Consider the following 16,217-nt stretch of genomic DNA (forward strand, 5'->3'; position numbering starts at 1 on the left):
CGCAGACGCAAGACGAGAACGATTGCGTTAAAATTAACCATTGCGTAAATAGCACAACGCGGTAAGATGCCGCGGTTTTTTAATGTTGATACCGTCGCGCTGGCTCAGCTTTGCGCGGCAATGGGTTCCCTCACCCCAATATGAAAAAGGTCCACTATGATCGCATTTTCTCCGCGTCAGCGTCAGCATGCGCTGATCTGGCTCTCCCTGTTTCATCTGCTGGTGATTATCTCCAGTAACTATCTGGTGCAGCTGCCGGTGTCCATTTTCGGCTTCAATACCACCTGGGGCGCATTCAGCTTTCCGTTTATTTTTCTGGCGACCGACCTCACCGTGCGCATTTTCGGCGCGCCGCTGGCACGCCGCATTATCCTTGCGGTGATGATCCCGGCGCTGTTCGTCTCCTATCTGGTCTCCAGCCTGTTTTATCAGGGCCAGTGGCAGGGCCTTGCGGCGCTGCAGAACGTTAATCTGTTCGTCGCGCGTATCGCCTGCGCCAGCTTTATGGCCTACGCGCTCGGGCAGATCCTCGACGTTCACGTCTTTAACCGCCTGCGCCAGCTGCCGCAGTGGTGGATCGCGCCTGCCGCTGCCATGTTCCTCGGCAATATCAGCGATACCCTCGCTTTTTTCTTTATCGCCTTTTACAAGAGCACGGATCCCTTTATGGCCGCGCACTGGGTCGAGATTGCGCTGGTGGACTACAGCTTTAAGGTCCTGATCTGTTTGGTCTTCTTCCTGCCCGCCTATGGCGTGCTGCTCAATGCGATGCTGAAACGTCTGGCGGAGCGCTCGCAGCGTCCGCAGGTAAATTTCGGCTAACCGGCGATAGAGCCTTTCGCCATGACCCGCTAAGATCTGCTGACAATCGGGCGGTTGCTTTTGCCGCCTGATTCGAGTTGTATGAACGCCTTACTGGAATCAAATAAAGGGATTCAGATGCGAAACTTAGTGAAATATGCGGGTATTGGCTTACTGGTGCTGGGCCTGGCGGCCTGCGATCAGAAGAAAGATGACGCGACCGGCAGCAACGGCACCAGCGCCAGCCAGTCGGCGCAGAACGTCACGCTGATGGATGGCAAGCTGAGCTTCTCGCTGCCGGCAGGCATGTCGGACAAGAGCGGCAAGCTGGGCAACCAGACGACCAATATGCACGTTTACGCCGATGAAACCGGCGCGCGCGCCGTTATCGTCATCGCCGGCGAGGCCACCAACGAAGGGCTGGATGTGCTGGCGCAGCGTCTGGAACAGCAGCAGCGCAACCGCGACCCGCAGCTGCAGGTGGTGTCCGACAAAGCGATTACCCTGAAAGGTCAGCCTGCGCAGCGTCTGGACAGCGTGGTCTCCGCCAATAACCAGACCTCATGGTCCTCGGTGATTCTGGCGAAGGTCGACGGCAAACTGCTGACGCTGCAGATCACGCTGCCGGGCGACAACCAGCAGCAGGCGCAGAGCGACGCGGACAGCATCGTTCAGAGCATCACGCTGAAATAAACTATTGAAATGAAAACGACGGGATTGTTCCCGTCGTTGAGGTGAGCTGTGTTGTACAGACAGCTCAAAAGCTTAAAAAGCGGGAGGCATAAACCGAAGAGCAAAGCGTCCCGCGCCAGGGAAGGCGCGGGCCGAGCGAGCATGGATGCATAAGCGACTTTGCGATCGGTTTATGCCTCACGCGTCAGCACAACAAGCCCGCGACTAACCGCGCGCAGCGCGCCAGTAGCCGATCAGCCGCAGATAGTTGCCCTTCACCTTCTCTACCAGCGCCGCATCATCCAGCTCGCCCTGTAGCCACTGACGCGAAGGCTGGCCGAAAATAGTGCGCCCGACCGCAAAACCTTTCACCCAGGGCGCCTGCGCCGCCGCGGCGAAACCCGCTTTCAGCTTCTCTTCCGGCGCGTCGAGTCCCAGCAGCAAAATGCCGCGACAGTGGGGATCCTGCTGCTCGATCAGGCCGCCGATCGCCTGCCAGCTCTCCGCCGACAGCGGCGGCAGCTTCCACCAGTCGGGCTGAATGCCCAGCTGATAAAAGTGGCTGAGAATGGTGAGATAGTGGGCCTCGTCACGATCGGGATTGCTCTCGGGCAGAATCACCTCAAGCAGCAGCTCATGTCCGCTCTTGTTGCAGCCTTTCCAGACGTCGAGCACCAGATCGTCCTGCTCTTTGCGCATCTCCGCGCTGTCGTGCGGATGGTAGAACACCAGACATTTCACCACGTGCTCGGCGGGCCAGTCGATCAGCTGTGAGCCGATATTGCCGTGCTCCAGCCGCAGCGGCCGCGAGCCGGGCAGCTCAATGGGGCGGCCAATCCACCAGCCTTTGCCGGTAATGGCGTTCAGCGCCTTCTGACCGTAAGTGGTATCGGCCAGAATGCCGCTCTTGCTCTCCAGCCCCGCCTCGCACGCCGCCTCTTCAGCGGCCTTCAGCAACAGCACCTTCAGCGCCGGGATCCTGCTCTCGTCGACGCCCGCTTCGCGCGCCATATCGGCCAGCTGTTTGCGATGGTCGAAGGCGAAGACGTTCAGCTCCGGCCAGCGCTGTTTGCGCGTGGTGACGCGGTGCAGATGGTTAAGACGCGCATCGAGATCGGGGCGCTTCACTTCGCGGTCGCGGCTGAGGAAATCATCCAGTTCCGCTTTGGTCGGCATCGCTGGCGCGCAGCCGTGACGCGATACCACCAGCGCGCCGCAGGCATTGGCGTAACGACACGCCTGCTCCCAGCCCTCGTCGTTAAGCCAGCCGCGCAGCAGGCCGGACATAAAGGCGTCGCCCGCGCCCAGCACGTTGAGGACCTCGACCCGCACGCCGCTGTGCAGGCGCGTCTGCTCCCAGCTGTCGGGGATTTCGCCCTCGAACACCACGCAGCCCAGCGGACCGCGCTTGCACACCAGCGTCGCCTGCGTCGCCTGGCGCACGCTTTTTAGCGCCGCCAGCGTATCGGTGCTGCCGCCCGCGATATGAAACTCCTCTTCCGTGCCGACGATCAGGTCGAAATAGTGCAGCACTTCCTGCAGCTGACGGGTCACCTGCTGCGACTCGATAAAACGCGTTTCACCGTCGCCGAGCGAAGTCAGTCCCCATAATACCGGTCGATAATCAATATCGAGCGCGGTGCGCAGGCCGTTGCGCTTCGCGATATTGAGCGCCTTTAGCACGGCGGCGCGCGTCTGCGGATGCGACAGATGGGTGCCGGTCACCGCTACCGCGCGCGACGCGTTAATAAAGTCTTCATCGATATCTTCCGGCACCAGCCCCATATCGGCGCAGTTATCGCGGTAGAAAATCAGCGGAAAGCTCTCTTCATCTTTGATGCCGAGGATCACCAGCCCGGTCAGGCGCTGCTTATCGGTAATCAGTCCGTCGGTATTACAGCCTACGCGATTCAGCTCTTCACGCAGAAAGCGGCCGTTGTGCTCATCGCCTACGCGCGCCAGCATCGCCGACCTCAGCCCCTGAATTGCGGTGCCGTACGCGACGTTGCCGGAGGAGCCGCCGAGATATTTGGCAAAGGTGCTCATATCCTCCAGCCGAGCGCCAATTTGCTGACCGTAAAGGTCGACGGCGATGCGCCCAATACAAATCACATCAAGCCGCTTCTGTTGTGTACTCATACCTGTGTTTTCCTTCTGTGATAAGCAGACACGCGGGTCAGAGAGCCGACATCCCGACGTGCGTCTGGTTTTTGCCCTTGCCAGACTGACGATAAAGCGAGTATGAGGAATAAAAATTCCAAAAACAATATGAAATGAAACATCCGTCGCGATTTTGTGAACCAGGTAAAACTCTGCGTCACTCGCGCCTTATACGCGCCATATTTACGCTGTTTCGCCGCCTTTCAGGGCTACTCGGCCCGCTGCCCCAGAGGCGCCGTACCGCATGGAAGCAGCTGAAATAGAATGGAATTATTCAGTTCTTCCGCTTTTCTCGCTTCTTGTTTCACTTCGCCTGTTCCTCTCTACGCCAGAGAGCGCGTTTCGCGGTTAAATTTGATCTCAATCGCAAAATGAAATGTTTCTTCTGTAATCGTATTTTATGAAAAATATATTTGTTTATAATCGCTTCACGTTTCAGTTACCTGCGATCGCTTTTGCGATACGCCACGTCGCTGACCTGCTACCAGGTTGCAGCATGTAAAGGAAAAGCATATGGCCACGATCAGAATGACCACCGCGCAGGCGCTGGTTAAATTTCTTGATAATCAATACATTAATGTCGACGGCGTGGAAACGAAGTTCGTAAAAGGCCTCTTCGCCATCTTTGGTCACGGCAACGTGCTGGGGCTGGGGCAGGCGCTGGAGCAGGATAGCGGCGATCTGATTGTCTATCAGGGCCGCAACGAACAGGGCATGGCGCACGCCGCGATGGGCTTCGCTAAACAATCTCTGCGCCGTCAGATCATCGCCTGCAGTTCGTCGGTCGGGCCGGGCGCCGCCAATATGATCACCGCGGCGGCCACCGCCACCGCCAACCGTATTCCTTTACTGCTGCTGCCGGGCGACGTCTTCGCGACGCGCCAGCCCGATCCGGTGCTGCAACAGATTGAGCAGAGCCACGATCTTAGCATCAGCACCAACGACGCCTTCCGCGCCGTAAGCAAATACTGGGATCGCGTCAGCCGCCCTGAGCAGCTGATGACCGCCTGCATCAACGCGCTGCGCGTGCTGACCGATCCCGCTGAAACCGGCGCGGTAACCCTCGCGCTGCCGCAGGACGTGCAGAGCGAAGCCTGGGATTTTCCGGACTACTTCTTCCAGAAACGCGTACACCGTCTCGATCGTCGCCTGCCAACCGCCGCGCAGCTTAACGACGCGCTGGCGCTGATTGGCCGCAAGCGCAAGCCGATGATCGTGCTGGGCGGCGGCGTGAAATATTCCGAAGCGGGCGAGGCGCTGCGCCAGTTCGCCGAACGCTATCAGATCCCCTTCGCCGAAACGCAGGCGGGCAAAGGCACCATCGTCTCTGACCATCCGCTCAACGTCGGCGGCGTAGGCGAAACCGGCTGCCTGGCGGCCAACCTGCTGGCGAAAGAGGCCGATCTGGTGATTGGCGTTGGCACGCGCTACACCGACTTCACCACCGCATCAAAATGGATTTTCCAGCATCCTGAGGTCAGCTTCCTTAACGTCAACGTCAGCAACTTCGACAGCTACAAGCTCGACGGCGTGCAGCTGCTGGCGGACGCGCGCGAGGCGCTTGTCGCGCTGGAGGCGGGGCTGGCGGATAAGAACTACAGCAACGACTGGGGCGATCAGATCGCGCAGGCGCAGAGCAAACTGCTGAAAGAGACGCAGCGCGTCTATCAGGTGGAATACAGCGGCGACGGCTTTATCCCGGAAATTGCCGACCATCTCGATCGCGACGCGGTGTTCGCCGAATTCAATCGCCTGACACAGTCGGTACTCACCCAGAGCCGCGTGCTCGGCACGCTAAACGAGCAGCTCCCAAAGGATGCGGTGATTGTCGCGGCAGCGGGCAGTCTGCCGGGCGATCTGCAACGCGTCTGGCGCACCCGCGACTACAACTCGTACCACGTTGAGTACGGCTACTCCTGCATGGGCTATGAGGTCAACGCCGCGCTGGGCGCGAAGCTGGCGCAGCCGCACCGCGAGGTCTACGCGCTGCTGGGCGACGGCTCTTTTATGATGCTCCACTCCGAGTTGGTCACCTCGATTCAGGAGCGCGCCAAGATCAACGTGGTGCTGTTCGACAATATGACCAACGGCTGCATCAACAACCTGCAGATGGAGCACGGCATGGACAGCTTCAGCACCGAGTTCCGCTTCCGCAACCCGGAAGGCGGCAAGCTGGACGGCGGCTTCGTGCCGGTGGACTTCGCCGCCATCGCGGCGGGGTACGGCTGCAAAACCTGGCGCGTCACCACGCTGGATCAGTTGCAGACCGCGCTGGAAGAGGCGCGTCAATCGCCGGTTTCAACGCTTATCGACATCAAGGTGCTGCCGAAAACCATGGTGCACAAATATTTCAGCTGGTGGCACGTCGGCGTGGCGCAGGCCTCCACGTCCGAACGCACGCAGGCGGTGGCGGAGAAGCTTAACGCCCACCTCGATCAGGCGCGCAAATATTAAAATTCCGGCCGGAACATCCGGCCCTTTATTCCTCGCTATGAACCCTACAGGTGTAATTATGACTTTGAAACTTGGCGTTATCGGTGCCGGCGCAATCGGCCAGGAACATATTCGTCGCTGCAATAATGTCCTGCAGGGGGCAAAAGTGGTGGCGGTCTCGGATATCAACGTCGACGGCGCGCGCGCCGCGCTGCAGCGCCTGAATATCGAGGCGGAGGTCTACGCCGACGGCCACCAGGTCATCAAGTCGCCGGAAGTCGACGCGATTCTAGTGACCTCCTGGGACCCGACGCATGAAGAGTTCACGCTGGCGGCCATCGCCGCCGGCAAGCCGGTGTTCTGCGAAAAGCCGCTGGCGATGAGCGCGGAAGGCTGCCGTCGCGTGGTGGATGCGGAAATCCAGCACGGCAAGCGTCTGGTGCAGGTCGGCTTTATGCGTCCTTACGACGCGGGCTACCGCGCGCTGAAAAAAGTGATCGCCGACGGCGGCATCGGCGAGCCGCTGATGCTGCACTGCGCGCACCGCAATCCGTCGGTGCCGGAGAGCTACACCACCGACATGGCGATCACCAACACGCTGATCCACGAGCTGGACGTGCTGCGCTGGCTGACCAACGACGACTATAAAAGCGTGCAGGTGGTCTTCCCGCGCGTAACGTCGAAATCGCATGCGCGCCTGAAAGATCCGCAAATCGTGCTGTTCGAAACGCAAAAAGGGGTGCGCATCGACGTAGAGATCTTCGTTAACTGCGCCTACGGCTACGACATCCAGTGCGAAGTCGTCGGCGAAACCGGCATCGCGAAGCTGCCGGAGCCCGCCTCGGTGCAGCTGCGCAGCGAAGCCAAACTCTCCACCACCATCCTGACCGACTGGAAAGATCGTTTTATCGAGGCGTACGACGTTGAACTGCAGGCCTTTATCAATGACGTGAAGGCGGGCGAACTGACCGGCCCGTCCGCCTGGGACGGCTTCGCCGCCTCGGTGGCCGCCGACGCCTGCCTGAAAGCGCAGCAGAGCGGCGCCATCGAGCCGGTGGAAATGCCGCCCCGCCCCGCCTTCTACGATAAGAAATAAGCGTTTCCCTTTTCTTGCGGGCGGCTGCCGCCGCCCTGACCCGTCAGGACTAAACAGATGAACAAAGAGAACGTAAAACTGGCCATCGCGCCGATCGGCTGGACCAACGACGATATGCCGGAGCTGGGCAAAGAGAACACCTTTCAGCAGACGGTGAGCGAGATGGCGCTGGCGGGCTTTACCGGCAGCGAAGTCGGCAGCAAATATCCGCGCGATCCGGCGGTTCTGAAGCCGATGCTCGACATTCGCGGCATCGAAATTTGCAACGCCTGGTTCAGCACCTTTTTCGCCAACGGCGAGAAAGCCAAAACCATCGACGAATTCGTTAACCACATGAACTTCTTGCACGCCATGGGCGCGCGCGTTATCGGCTGCTCCGAGCAGAGCAAAAGCATCCAGGGCACCACGCTGCCGGTACTGGAGCAAAAGCCGATCTTTACCGACGAAGAGTGGCGCCTGACGGCCGAAGGCTATAACGAACTGGCGGAGATCGCCGCGGCGAAAGGCATGCGCGTGACGCTGCACCATCATATGGGCACCGGCATTCAGACCGTGGAAGAGATCGACCGCTTTATGGCGCTGACCAATGACAATGTCGGGCTGCTCTACGATACCGGGCATATCTACTACTCCGAAGGCTCGCAGCAGGCGATGCTCGACGTGCTGCAGAAATATCTGCCGCGTATTTTTCACGTTCACCTGAAAGATGTCCGCGACGAGATTGTCGCCGAAGTACGCGACAACCATCTCTGCTTCCTCGACGGCGTGAAGAAAGGTACCTTCACCGTGCCAGGAGACGGCGTGATCGACTTTAAGCCGGTATTCAAGATGCTGGACGATTACGGCTATAAGGGCTGGATGGTGGTGGAAGCCGAGCAGGATCCGGCGCTAGCCAATCCGTTTGAATATGCGGTGAAAGCGCGCAAATATATTCGCGAGCACGCCGGGCTGTAACGTCGTTCGCTGGACCACCCTGCGCGCTTCACTGCCGCGCAGAGTGGTCCATTCCGCTTTTTTGTCTGCTTTTCACCGCTATTCTTGCCATATTCCCTGCGTTATGTGAGGTAATTCATAAACCGATGAAATAAACCCCGCTGTGGGCGCAAACAAATGAAATTTTCCATCCATCTGGTACTATAGCGCTCATTATCCAGCCATATTTCTTTTTTGACGGGCCGAAGTAATGACCAATAACCCTACTCAACTCTCCCTGTTACAGGATGATATTCGTCGCCGCTACGAAACGCTGAGCAAGCGCCTGAAGCAGGTGGCTCGTTATATTCTCGATAACAGCAACAGCATCGCCTTTGATACCGTGGCCTCGATTGCCGCGCAGGCTGACGTGCCGCCGTCGACGCTGATTCGCTTCGCCAACGCGTTCGGCTTTAGCGGCTTCAACGAAATGAAACAGGTTTTTCGTCAGCACCTGATGGAAGAGACGGTCAACTATACCGAGCGAGCGCGTCTGTTCCGCCAGACCGCCACCGACGACGCCGCCACCTCGCCGGAAAGCCCGGCGGAGATCCTGAATGTCTTCACGATGGTCAACAGTCAGGCATTGCAGCAGCTGGCGATGCAGGTCAATCCCGACCAGCTCAACAAAGCGGTGCAGCTGCTGAACGAGGCGGAGAATATCTACGTCATCGGCCTGCGCCGCTCGTTTAGCGTCGCCTCCTATCTGGTTTACGCGCTGCGCCATCTTGAACGTCGCGCTTTCCTGATCGACGGCCTGGGCGGCATGTTCACCGAGCAGCTCAGTCTGGTGAACCCGAAAGATGTGGTTATCGCCATCAGCTACTCGCCGTACGCGCGCGAAGCGGTAGAGCTGGTGGAGATGGGCGCGAAGCGCGGCGCGCATCAAATCGCCATTACCGACAGCCAGGTCAGCCCGCTGGCGGCCTTCAGCGACGTCTGCTTTGTGGTGCGAGAAGCGCAGGTGGACGGGTTCCGTTCGCAGGTCGCCTCGCTCTGCCTGGCGCAGACGCTGGCGGTGTCGCTGGCGTTGAATAACGCCAGCGCGTAACGCCGGTTTCTCACGTTAAAAAGGGCAACCCCTGGGTTGCCCTTTCTTATTTCTGAACGCAGCCGCGGCTAGCCGCGTGGATAGCTATCGCTGTTTACCCAGGCATGATCTTTCTCCCAGGTGAATTTCCACAGCCGCACCGGGCCGGCCATCACGTTCAGATAGTAGTTGTTGTAGCCGGCAATGGTCGCCACCGGATGGTAGCCGCGCGGCACGGTCACCACGTCGCGGTTATAGGGCGCCATACACTCATCTAGCGAGCGGTCGTCGGTGTAGACGCGCTGCATGGCGAAGCCCTGCTCTGGATCGAAACGGTGATAGTAGGTCTCTTCCAGATAGGTTTCGTTTTCGCTGTTTTCTTCGTCGTGCTTATGGCTCGGATAAGAGCTGGTATCGCCTTCGTTGGTATAGACCTCGACCACCAGCAGGCTGTCGGCCGGTTTGTCGTCCGGCAGAATATTGTGCACCAGACGCTGATTGCGCCCTTTGCCGCGCTGCTCGACGCCGACGTCCGCTGGGGCGATCAGGCGCGCCGGCAGATTGCCCTGGCCAGGGGCGTTGCAGACCGCCAGCTCCAGATCGCTGTCGGCGACGATTTCCACCTCGTCGTTATGCGGCACATACACCGAATAAGGCGGTACGCGCTCGAAGGGCGACATGCGCTTGCCAATGCCGGGAAATTCAGCGTGGCGCGTTTTCACCGAGGCGAGCCCCGCGACCAGCACCAGGCAAAGTTCTTTATCGCCGCTGCTTAGCCGCAGCCTGTCGCCTTTTTTCAACAGATAGGCGTCAAAACCGACATAGCGCCATCCCGCGCTTTCCGGGGTGACATGCTGGATGCGGCCGCTGGCGTCCGGCTGCTGCGCTTTTGCAAGAAAAGACATCCTACTCTCCTTTTTCAATCTGCAAACAAGCCGCTACAGGCGCGTCGCCGCAGGCCTGTAGCGGTAATAATGGCATTATGGGTTTAGCTCAGGGTCGGCATGCTGAATTCCGAGACCGTCTGCTGGCCGCTCGGCCAGCGCGCCGTGGCGGTTTTCATACGGGTATAGAAGCGCACGCCGTCTGGACCGTGCACGTTGAGGGCGCCGAACACGGAACGCTTCCAGCCGCCGAAGCTGTGGAACGCCATCGGCACCGGCACCGGCACGTTAACGCCGACCATGCCCGCTTCCACATCCTGTACGAACTCGCGCGCGGTATTGCCGTTGCTGGTGAAAATGGCGCTGCCGTTGCCGAATTCATGGCTGTTGACCAACTGCAGCGCGCTGGCGTAGTCCGGCGCGCGCATAATGCTCAGCACCGGCCCGAAAATCTCTTCGCGCCAGATCGTCATCTCCGGCGTCACGTTGTCGAACAGCGTGCCGCCAACGTAGTAACCTTCCGCATGGCCCGGCACCTGGAAGTTGCGGCCGTCGACCACCAGCTTCGCGCCCTCTTGCTCGCCCTTGTCGATATAGCCCAGCACCTTTTTCTGGTGCGCGGCGGAGACGACCGGCCCCATCTCGTTCTCTTCCGCGCCCTGCTTAATGCCAGGCCCGACGCGCAGCGCGTTGATCAGCGGCGTCAGGCGCGCAATCAGTTTGTCGGCGGTGTCGTCGCCGACCGCGACCACGACCGGCAGCGCCATGCAGCGCTCGCCGGCCGAGCCGAACGCGCCGCCCATAATGGCGTTTACCGTCGCGTCGAGATCGGCGTCCGGCATAACGATGGCGTGGTTTTTCGCCGCGCCGAACGCCTGCACGCGTTTGCCGTGGGCGCTCGCGGTTTTGTAGATATGCTCGGCGACGCCGGACGAGCCGACGAAGCTTACCGCCGCAATGCGCGGATCTTTATAAAGCTGCTCGGCGTCTTCGTTAGAGGAGTGCACCACGTTGAACACGCCGTCCGGCAGACCTGCCTCTTTCAGCAGTTCGGCCATACGCACCGCCGCCGAGGGATCGAGCGCCGGCGGCTTTAGCACGAAAGTGTTGCCGCAGGCCAGCGCGATGGGGAACATCCACAGCGGCACCATCGCCGGGAAGTTAAACGGCGTAATGCCCGCCACCACCCCGACCGGCTGCATCAGCGAGTAGCTGTCGACGCCGGTGCCGACGTTGGCGGAATATTCTCCCTTGATCAGATGCGGGATGCCGCAGGCGAACTCCACGACTTCCAGCCCGCGCGTTAACTCGCCCTGCGCGTCCGACCATACCTTGCCGTGTTCCGACACAATCAGCTCGGCCAGTTCGTCGCGATGCTGCTCCATTAGCGCCTTGAAGTTAAACAGGACGCGGGCGCGGCGCAGCGGCGAGGTTTTCGACCAGGCGGGAAACGCCTCATGCGCGACTTTAATCGCTTCGGCGACTTCCGCACCGGTGCTCTGGGTAAGCTCGCGCGCCACTTTTCCGGTCGCCGGGTCATAAACAGGGATGGTTTCGTTGCTGGCGCTGTAGGTAATCTGACCGCCAATGAAGTTTCCTGTGATGTTCATTTCATAGCCTCTTAAGATGTGTAAGTTCCCTGCAGAGCCTTAGCGTGACGCCACGCTGTCTGACCAGGCAAAACCAAAGCATGCAATGAAGCTATTACAGTGAAATAAATTTTTCAAATAAAAGTTTTTGAAAAATTCCCTTTTAGCGGCATGGATCGCATTTTTACCGCTGGCGTAAAAAACCGCGCGCTGTAAGGGCGCAGAGTGAATGTCGCTATGCGAAACAAGCGCGATTTGCCGTTAATCAGAAGGGACGAAAGCGGCGTGGCGGAGGCGCAAAATGAAATTAATGCGAGGCAGATCTCAACCTTTACATTTCATAATTCACTATTTATGAAATAAATGTTTTCTTTGCCGTCAGCTTATTCCCTTATCTCTTGCATCGCTACAGGAGCCGCAGCATGGCCATCGATCCGACCCGTTTCTGTATTAACCGTAAAATTGCGCCGAACCTCTCGTTAGAAGCCTTTTTCCAGCTGGTTCAGCGCCTGGGGCTGAACAAGGTAGAGTTGCGTAACGACATGCCGAGCGGAAAGGTGTGCGACGACCTGACCGGCGAGCAGACGCGCGAGCTGATAGCGAAATACAACATTGACGTAGTGACTATTAACGCGCTCTACCCCTTTAACCGCGTGGATGAGACGCTGCTGGCCAAAGCCGACGCGCTGCTGCGCGACGCGCAGGCGATCGGCGCCAGAGCGCTGGTGATGTGCCCGCTGAACGAAGGCGTCGAGATTACGCCGGAGGAGACGCTGGCAGCGCTCCGCACGCTGGCGCCGCGCTTTGCGCAGCATGGCGTGCAGGGGCTGGTCGAGCCGCTGGGCTTTCCGGTCAGTTCGCTGCGATCGGCAGTGCAGGCGCAGCAGCTGATCCGCGACGCGCAGGCGCCGTTCAGGCTGGTGATCGACACCTTCCACCACCATCTGTATGAGCATGCCGAGCAGGAGTTTCCGGCGGAGATCGACGTCGAGATGATTGGCCTGGTGCATCTTTCCGGCGTGGAAGACAGGCGCGCCACCGCCGAACTCACCGATGAAGAGCGCATTATGCTGAGCGATCGCGACGTGCTGAACAGCGTGGCGCAGGTGAAGCGGCTGGAGATGCTCGGCTATAAAGGCGTCTACGCCTTTGAGCCTTTTTCCTCCGAGCTTAACGGCTGGACCCCCGCTGAAATTGAGCGCCAGATCCGCCACAGCATCGCGCTGCTGCAGGCCTGACTTTCGCGCGGCGGGCTCCCCGTTCGCCGCGTCGCCCTACCCTTATCTGTGTCTTGCGACACTTTTTTGGCCTCGGTCGGAGGCCGCTTTTTTTAACTCTGCTTCGCCTCTTCCGACGCCGTCGGCAGCCGACGCGCCAGCCGCAGCGTGCAGAACAACCCCAGACAGACCAGCAGCGCCGTCAGCAGATAGACCAGCGGCACGCCCGCAAAGCTCATGATAAAGCCCGCAATCGGACCGGTGATCCCCAGCGCTAAATCCATAAAGGCGGTGTAGGTCGCCAGCGCGCTGCCCTGATTCGCCTGCGGCACCGCTTTCACCGCCACCACGCCAAGCGCCGGGAAGACCAGCGAAAAGCCAGCGCCGGTCAGCAGCGCGCCGGTTTTCGCCATCCAGGGCTCGAACGCGCCCGCCACCAGAAACAAACCGGCCGCTTCCACCGCCAGACAGGCAGCCGCGACGCGCAGCCCGCCGAAGCGGTTAATCGCGTTGGGAAAGAGCAGCCGCGTGCCGACAAAGGCGGCGCTAAACAGCGTCAGCGCGAAGGCTGCGCCGTCCCAGCCTTTCGCCTGATAGAAGAGTGTAATAAAGGTGGCGATGACGCCGAACCCCGCCGATCCCATCGCCAGAATCAGACCGAAGCCGTAAATTTTGCCGAGCACGTCGCGAAACGGCAGCGGCCGCGCGCGGCTGCCCTTTACCGCCGGACGCGGCAGCGCCAGCGCTATCGCCAGCGCGCAGATGGCGATGATGACCACAGAGAGCAGCAGCAGCCCGCCCTGCCGATAGATAATGACGCCAAGCGGCGCGCCCAGCGCCATCGCGCCATAGGTGCAGATGCCGTTCCACGAGATAACGCGACCGATATGCAGCGAGCCGACCCGCGCCACGCCCCATAGCGAGGTGCCGGTACCGGTAAAACTTTGGCCGACCCCAAGAATCACGCGTCCTGTGCAGAGCAGCGCCAGGCTGGCGACAGGCGAAGCGGAAAGCCAGGTCGCCAGCAGATAGCAGAGGCCGCTGAGCAACACGCCCGCCAGCCCCAGCACCACGATGCGCTTCGGCCCCCAGATATCGGCGTAGCGCCCGGCATGGGGACGGCTCAGCAGCGTCGCCACATATTGCAGGCTGATCACGACGCCCGCCCAGAAGGCGCTGTAGCCGAGCTCGTCATGCACCAGGCCCGGCAGCACCGCCAGCTGCAGGCCGATGGTGAGGTAGCTGGCGAAGTTGTAGATCACGATAGAGATAATCAGCAGGGTTAAGCCGATACCCTTATGGGCCGGTTCCGCTGCAGGTTGATCTGGCATGACAAAGCGCGCTCGTGGTTGACTGAATTTACTCTACAGCTTGCCACCATAAGCGGAATATTTCGAGCCGCCGCCAGAGAATCGATCGGCAGTGGGATTCCGGCCAGGGTGAAAAAGTCTGATTATCGCTGCGCTTTTATAGAATAATCAGGCGTTTAATTACCATTCAGCTACACTATTCTCTGCGGTCTGGCTTTTCAGGAGAGGGGATGAGCGAACAACAGCAGGAAAAAATCGGGCAAAATATTCTGACTAAGCTGGCGATGCTGGTGATTATTCTCGCCGGGATCCGCGCCGCCTCCGATATTATGGTGCCCTTCTTACTGGCCGCCTTTTTCGCCATCGTGCTCAATCCTATTGTCACCTTCCTGATGCGGCGCGGCTGGCGGCGCGGGCTGGCGATCACGGTGGTGATTACGGTGATATTTATCGTGATTTTGCTACTGGTGGCGGTGCTGGCCAGTTCGGTGAGCGAATTCTCCGATATCTACCCGCAGCTGCGCGCCACTCTGGAACAGAAGATGAGCGTGGTGCAGCACCTGGCGTCAGGTATCGGTATTCACGTTTCCACTAATACGCTGGTGCAGCGCTTCGATCCCAATATGCTGATGTCGTTCGCCACCGTCGCGCTGACGCAGTTCTCCGGCATGATGAGCAACTTCGTGCTGCTGATCCTGACCGTGGTCTTTATGCTGTTCGAAGTGCACCACCTGCCTTACAAGATGCGTAATGCGCTGACCAACCCGCAGATCCGCATTGCCGGGCTGCACCGGGCGCTGAAAGGCGTGACGCACTATCTGGCGCTGAAGACGCTGATCAGCCTCATTACCGGCGTGTCGGTATGGGGCTGCCTGTTTCTGCTCGATATCAAATTCGCGCTGCTGTGGGGCGTGGTGGCGTTTATTCTTAACTACATTCCCAATATCGGCCCGATTATCGCCGGCGTTCCGCCGGTGCTGCAGGCGCTGCTGCTCAACAGCCCCTACGACGCGATGCTGGTGGCGGCGCTGTTTACCGCGATTCATATGGTGTTCGGCAATATGCTGGAACCGCGCGTGATGGGGCGCGGGCTGGGGCTCTCGACGCTGGTGGTATTTCTGTCGCTGATCTTCTGGGGCTGGCTGCTCGGCCCGGTCGGCATGCTGCTCTCGGTGCCGCTGACCAGCATCACCAAAATCCTGATGGAAACCACGCCGGGCGGCAGCCGGCTGGCGATTATGCTCGGCGCCGGCCGCCCTAAACGGCATAAAATCTAGCCCAGCAGCCGCTGCTTCACCTGCGCCAGATGGCTCTCCATCGCAGCGCGCGCGGCGGCGGCGTCGCCTGCGCAGATAGCCGCGGCAATCTGCTGATGGTCGCGGTTCATCTCATCGGTAAAGGCGTTATCGGCAAAATGGCGCTCCAGCCGCCGGAAGCGCGCGCTGTCGCGCTTGTTCCAGAGAAATTCCATCATCTCGCGCAGGACCTCGTTACCGCTCATTTCGCCAATCAGCAGATGAAAGCCCTTGTCCTGCTCGAGAAATTCCGCGTCGTTGGCACGGTAGCGCAGCAGCGTATCGGCCAGCAAGCGGAGCTGTTCACGCTGCGCCGGGCTGCCGTTGCGCGCCGCCATCTCCGCCAGCATGCCCTCGAAAGCGAGACGCGCCTGCAACAGATCTTCCAGACTGTAATCCGCCTCCGCCGCGGGCGTGCTGGCGGACGGCAGCGGCTGCATCGCGAAGACGCCGTTGCCGGTGCGAATATCCACCCAGCCGGTCATCTCCAGCGCGATCAGCGCCTCGCGCACCGAGGAGCGGCTGACCCCCAACTGCTTCGCCAGCTCGCGCTCCGGCGGCAGCGCCGCGCCTGGGGCGAATTCGCCGCGTTGAATGCTTTCCACGATCGCGTTGGCAATCTGGCGATAAAGACGTTCCGTTTTTAGCACAGGCAGCGCCATATTTTTTCTCCTGTCAGCAGCGGTGCAGCGTACCACAGGCCGCGCGCGCTTTCCGACCGACGCAATTCACTGCGCTGCGATCGCGATCACGGCCTT

At 59.9% G+C, this 16,217-nt stretch carries 13 protein-coding genes; 8 read left to right on the forward strand and 5 right to left on the reverse strand.

The features are described from left to right. Window positions 1-156: 156 nt before the first annotated feature. Both HA46_RS03760 and HA46_RS03765 read left to right on the forward strand, forming a co-directional pair. Complete coding sequence (locus HA46_RS03760) at window positions 157-822, forward strand: 7-cyano-7-deazaguanine/7-aminomethyl-7-deazaguanine transporter (RefSeq protein WP_084882222.1); 666 nt, start codon at window positions 157-159, stop codon at window positions 820-822. Window positions 823-939: 117 nt separating this feature from the next. Continuing rightward, window positions 940-1,494: a DcrB family lipoprotein gene (locus HA46_RS03765; RefSeq protein ID WP_033792786.1), complete on the forward strand. Its 555-nt coding sequence runs from the start codon at window positions 940-942 to the stop codon at window positions 1,492-1,494. A 204-nt stretch (window positions 1,495-1,698) separates the two neighbouring features. Here the strand turns inward: HA46_RS03765 and HA46_RS03770 are convergent, their stop codons facing one another. Next, window positions 1,699-3,612, reverse strand: a complete 1,914-nt coding sequence (locus tag HA46_RS03770) for a bifunctional 5-dehydro-2-deoxygluconokinase/5-dehydro-2-deoxyphosphogluconate aldolase (RefSeq protein WP_033792660.1) — start codon at window positions 3,610-3,612, stop codon at window positions 1,699-1,701. A 534-nt stretch (window positions 3,613-4,146) separates the two neighbouring features. On the opposite strand from HA46_RS03770, the gene iolD reads away from it, so the two are divergent. From iolD to HA46_RS03790, 4 genes are all read left to right on the forward strand, one after another. Continuing rightward, window positions 4,147-6,087: a 3D-(3,5/4)-trihydroxycyclohexane-1,2-dione acylhydrolase (decyclizing) gene (gene iolD / locus HA46_RS03775; protein ID WP_084882223.1), complete on the forward strand. Its 1,941-nt coding sequence runs from the start codon at window positions 4,147-4,149 to the stop codon at window positions 6,085-6,087. A 58-nt stretch (window positions 6,088-6,145) separates the two neighbouring features. Continuing rightward, window positions 6,146-7,162, forward strand: a complete 1,017-nt coding sequence (gene iolG, locus HA46_RS03780; protein WP_033792662.1) for a bifunctional inositol 2-dehydrogenase/D-chiro-inositol 1-dehydrogenase — start codon at window positions 6,146-6,148, stop codon at window positions 7,160-7,162. A gap of 57 nt (window positions 7,163-7,219) precedes the next feature. Next, window positions 7,220-8,116: a myo-inosose-2 dehydratase gene (gene iolE, locus HA46_RS03785; RefSeq protein WP_033753249.1), complete on the forward strand. Its 897-nt coding sequence runs from the start codon at window positions 7,220-7,222 to the stop codon at window positions 8,114-8,116. A 229-nt stretch (window positions 8,117-8,345) separates the two neighbouring features. Continuing rightward, window positions 8,346-9,185 carry a MurR/RpiR family transcriptional regulator gene (locus HA46_RS03790; RefSeq protein WP_033753250.1) on the forward strand — a complete coding sequence of 280 codons (840 nt, stop codon included), beginning with the start codon at window positions 8,346-8,348 and terminating at the stop codon, window positions 9,183-9,185. 68 nt (window positions 9,186-9,253) lie between these two features. On the opposite strand, the gene iolB is transcribed toward HA46_RS03790, so the two are convergent. Together iolB and HA46_RS03800 are read right to left on the reverse strand one after the other, a co-directional pair. Next, complete coding sequence (iolB, locus tag HA46_RS03795) at window positions 9,254-10,069, reverse strand: 5-deoxy-glucuronate isomerase (RefSeq protein ID WP_033792663.1); 816 nt, start codon at window positions 10,067-10,069, stop codon at window positions 9,254-9,256. Between the two features lie 83 nt (window positions 10,070-10,152). Further along, complete coding sequence (locus tag HA46_RS03800) at window positions 10,153-11,658, reverse strand: CoA-acylating methylmalonate-semialdehyde dehydrogenase (RefSeq protein ID WP_033753257.1); 1,506 nt, start codon at window positions 11,656-11,658, stop codon at window positions 10,153-10,155. Window positions 11,659-12,059: 401 nt separating this feature from the next. Between HA46_RS03800 and HA46_RS03805 the strand changes: the two genes are divergently transcribed. Beyond that, entirely contained in the window at window positions 12,060-12,875 is an 816-nt protein-coding gene (locus HA46_RS03805) for a TIM barrel protein (RefSeq protein WP_084882224.1), read from the forward strand. A 92-nt stretch (window positions 12,876-12,967) separates the two neighbouring features. On the opposite strand, the gene HA46_RS03810 is transcribed toward HA46_RS03805, so the two are convergent. Next, entirely contained in the window at window positions 12,968-14,185 is a 1,218-nt protein-coding gene (locus HA46_RS03810; RefSeq protein ID WP_084882225.1) for an MFS transporter, read from the reverse strand. Between the two features lie 209 nt (window positions 14,186-14,394). On the opposite strand from HA46_RS03810, the gene HA46_RS03815 reads away from it, so the two are divergent. Then, complete coding sequence (locus tag HA46_RS03815) at window positions 14,395-15,441, forward strand: AI-2E family transporter (protein ID WP_033792669.1); 1,047 nt, start codon at window positions 14,395-14,397, stop codon at window positions 15,439-15,441. Here HA46_RS03815 and HA46_RS03820 read toward each other — a convergent pair. Then, the gene (locus HA46_RS03820) at window positions 15,438-16,121 is read right to left on the reverse strand and encodes a FadR/GntR family transcriptional regulator (RefSeq protein WP_033792670.1); all 684 of its coding nucleotides are present in this window, start codon (window positions 16,119-16,121) and stop codon (window positions 15,438-15,440) included. The two genes, HA46_RS03815 and HA46_RS03820, sit on opposite strands and share 4 nt — an antisense overlap. Window positions 16,122-16,217 lie beyond the last annotated feature (96 nt).

It is taken from the genome of Pantoea septica (assembly GCF_002095575.1).
In the GTDB taxonomy this organism is placed as follows: Bacteria; Pseudomonadota; Gammaproteobacteria; order Enterobacterales; family Enterobacteriaceae; genus Pantoea; species Pantoea septica.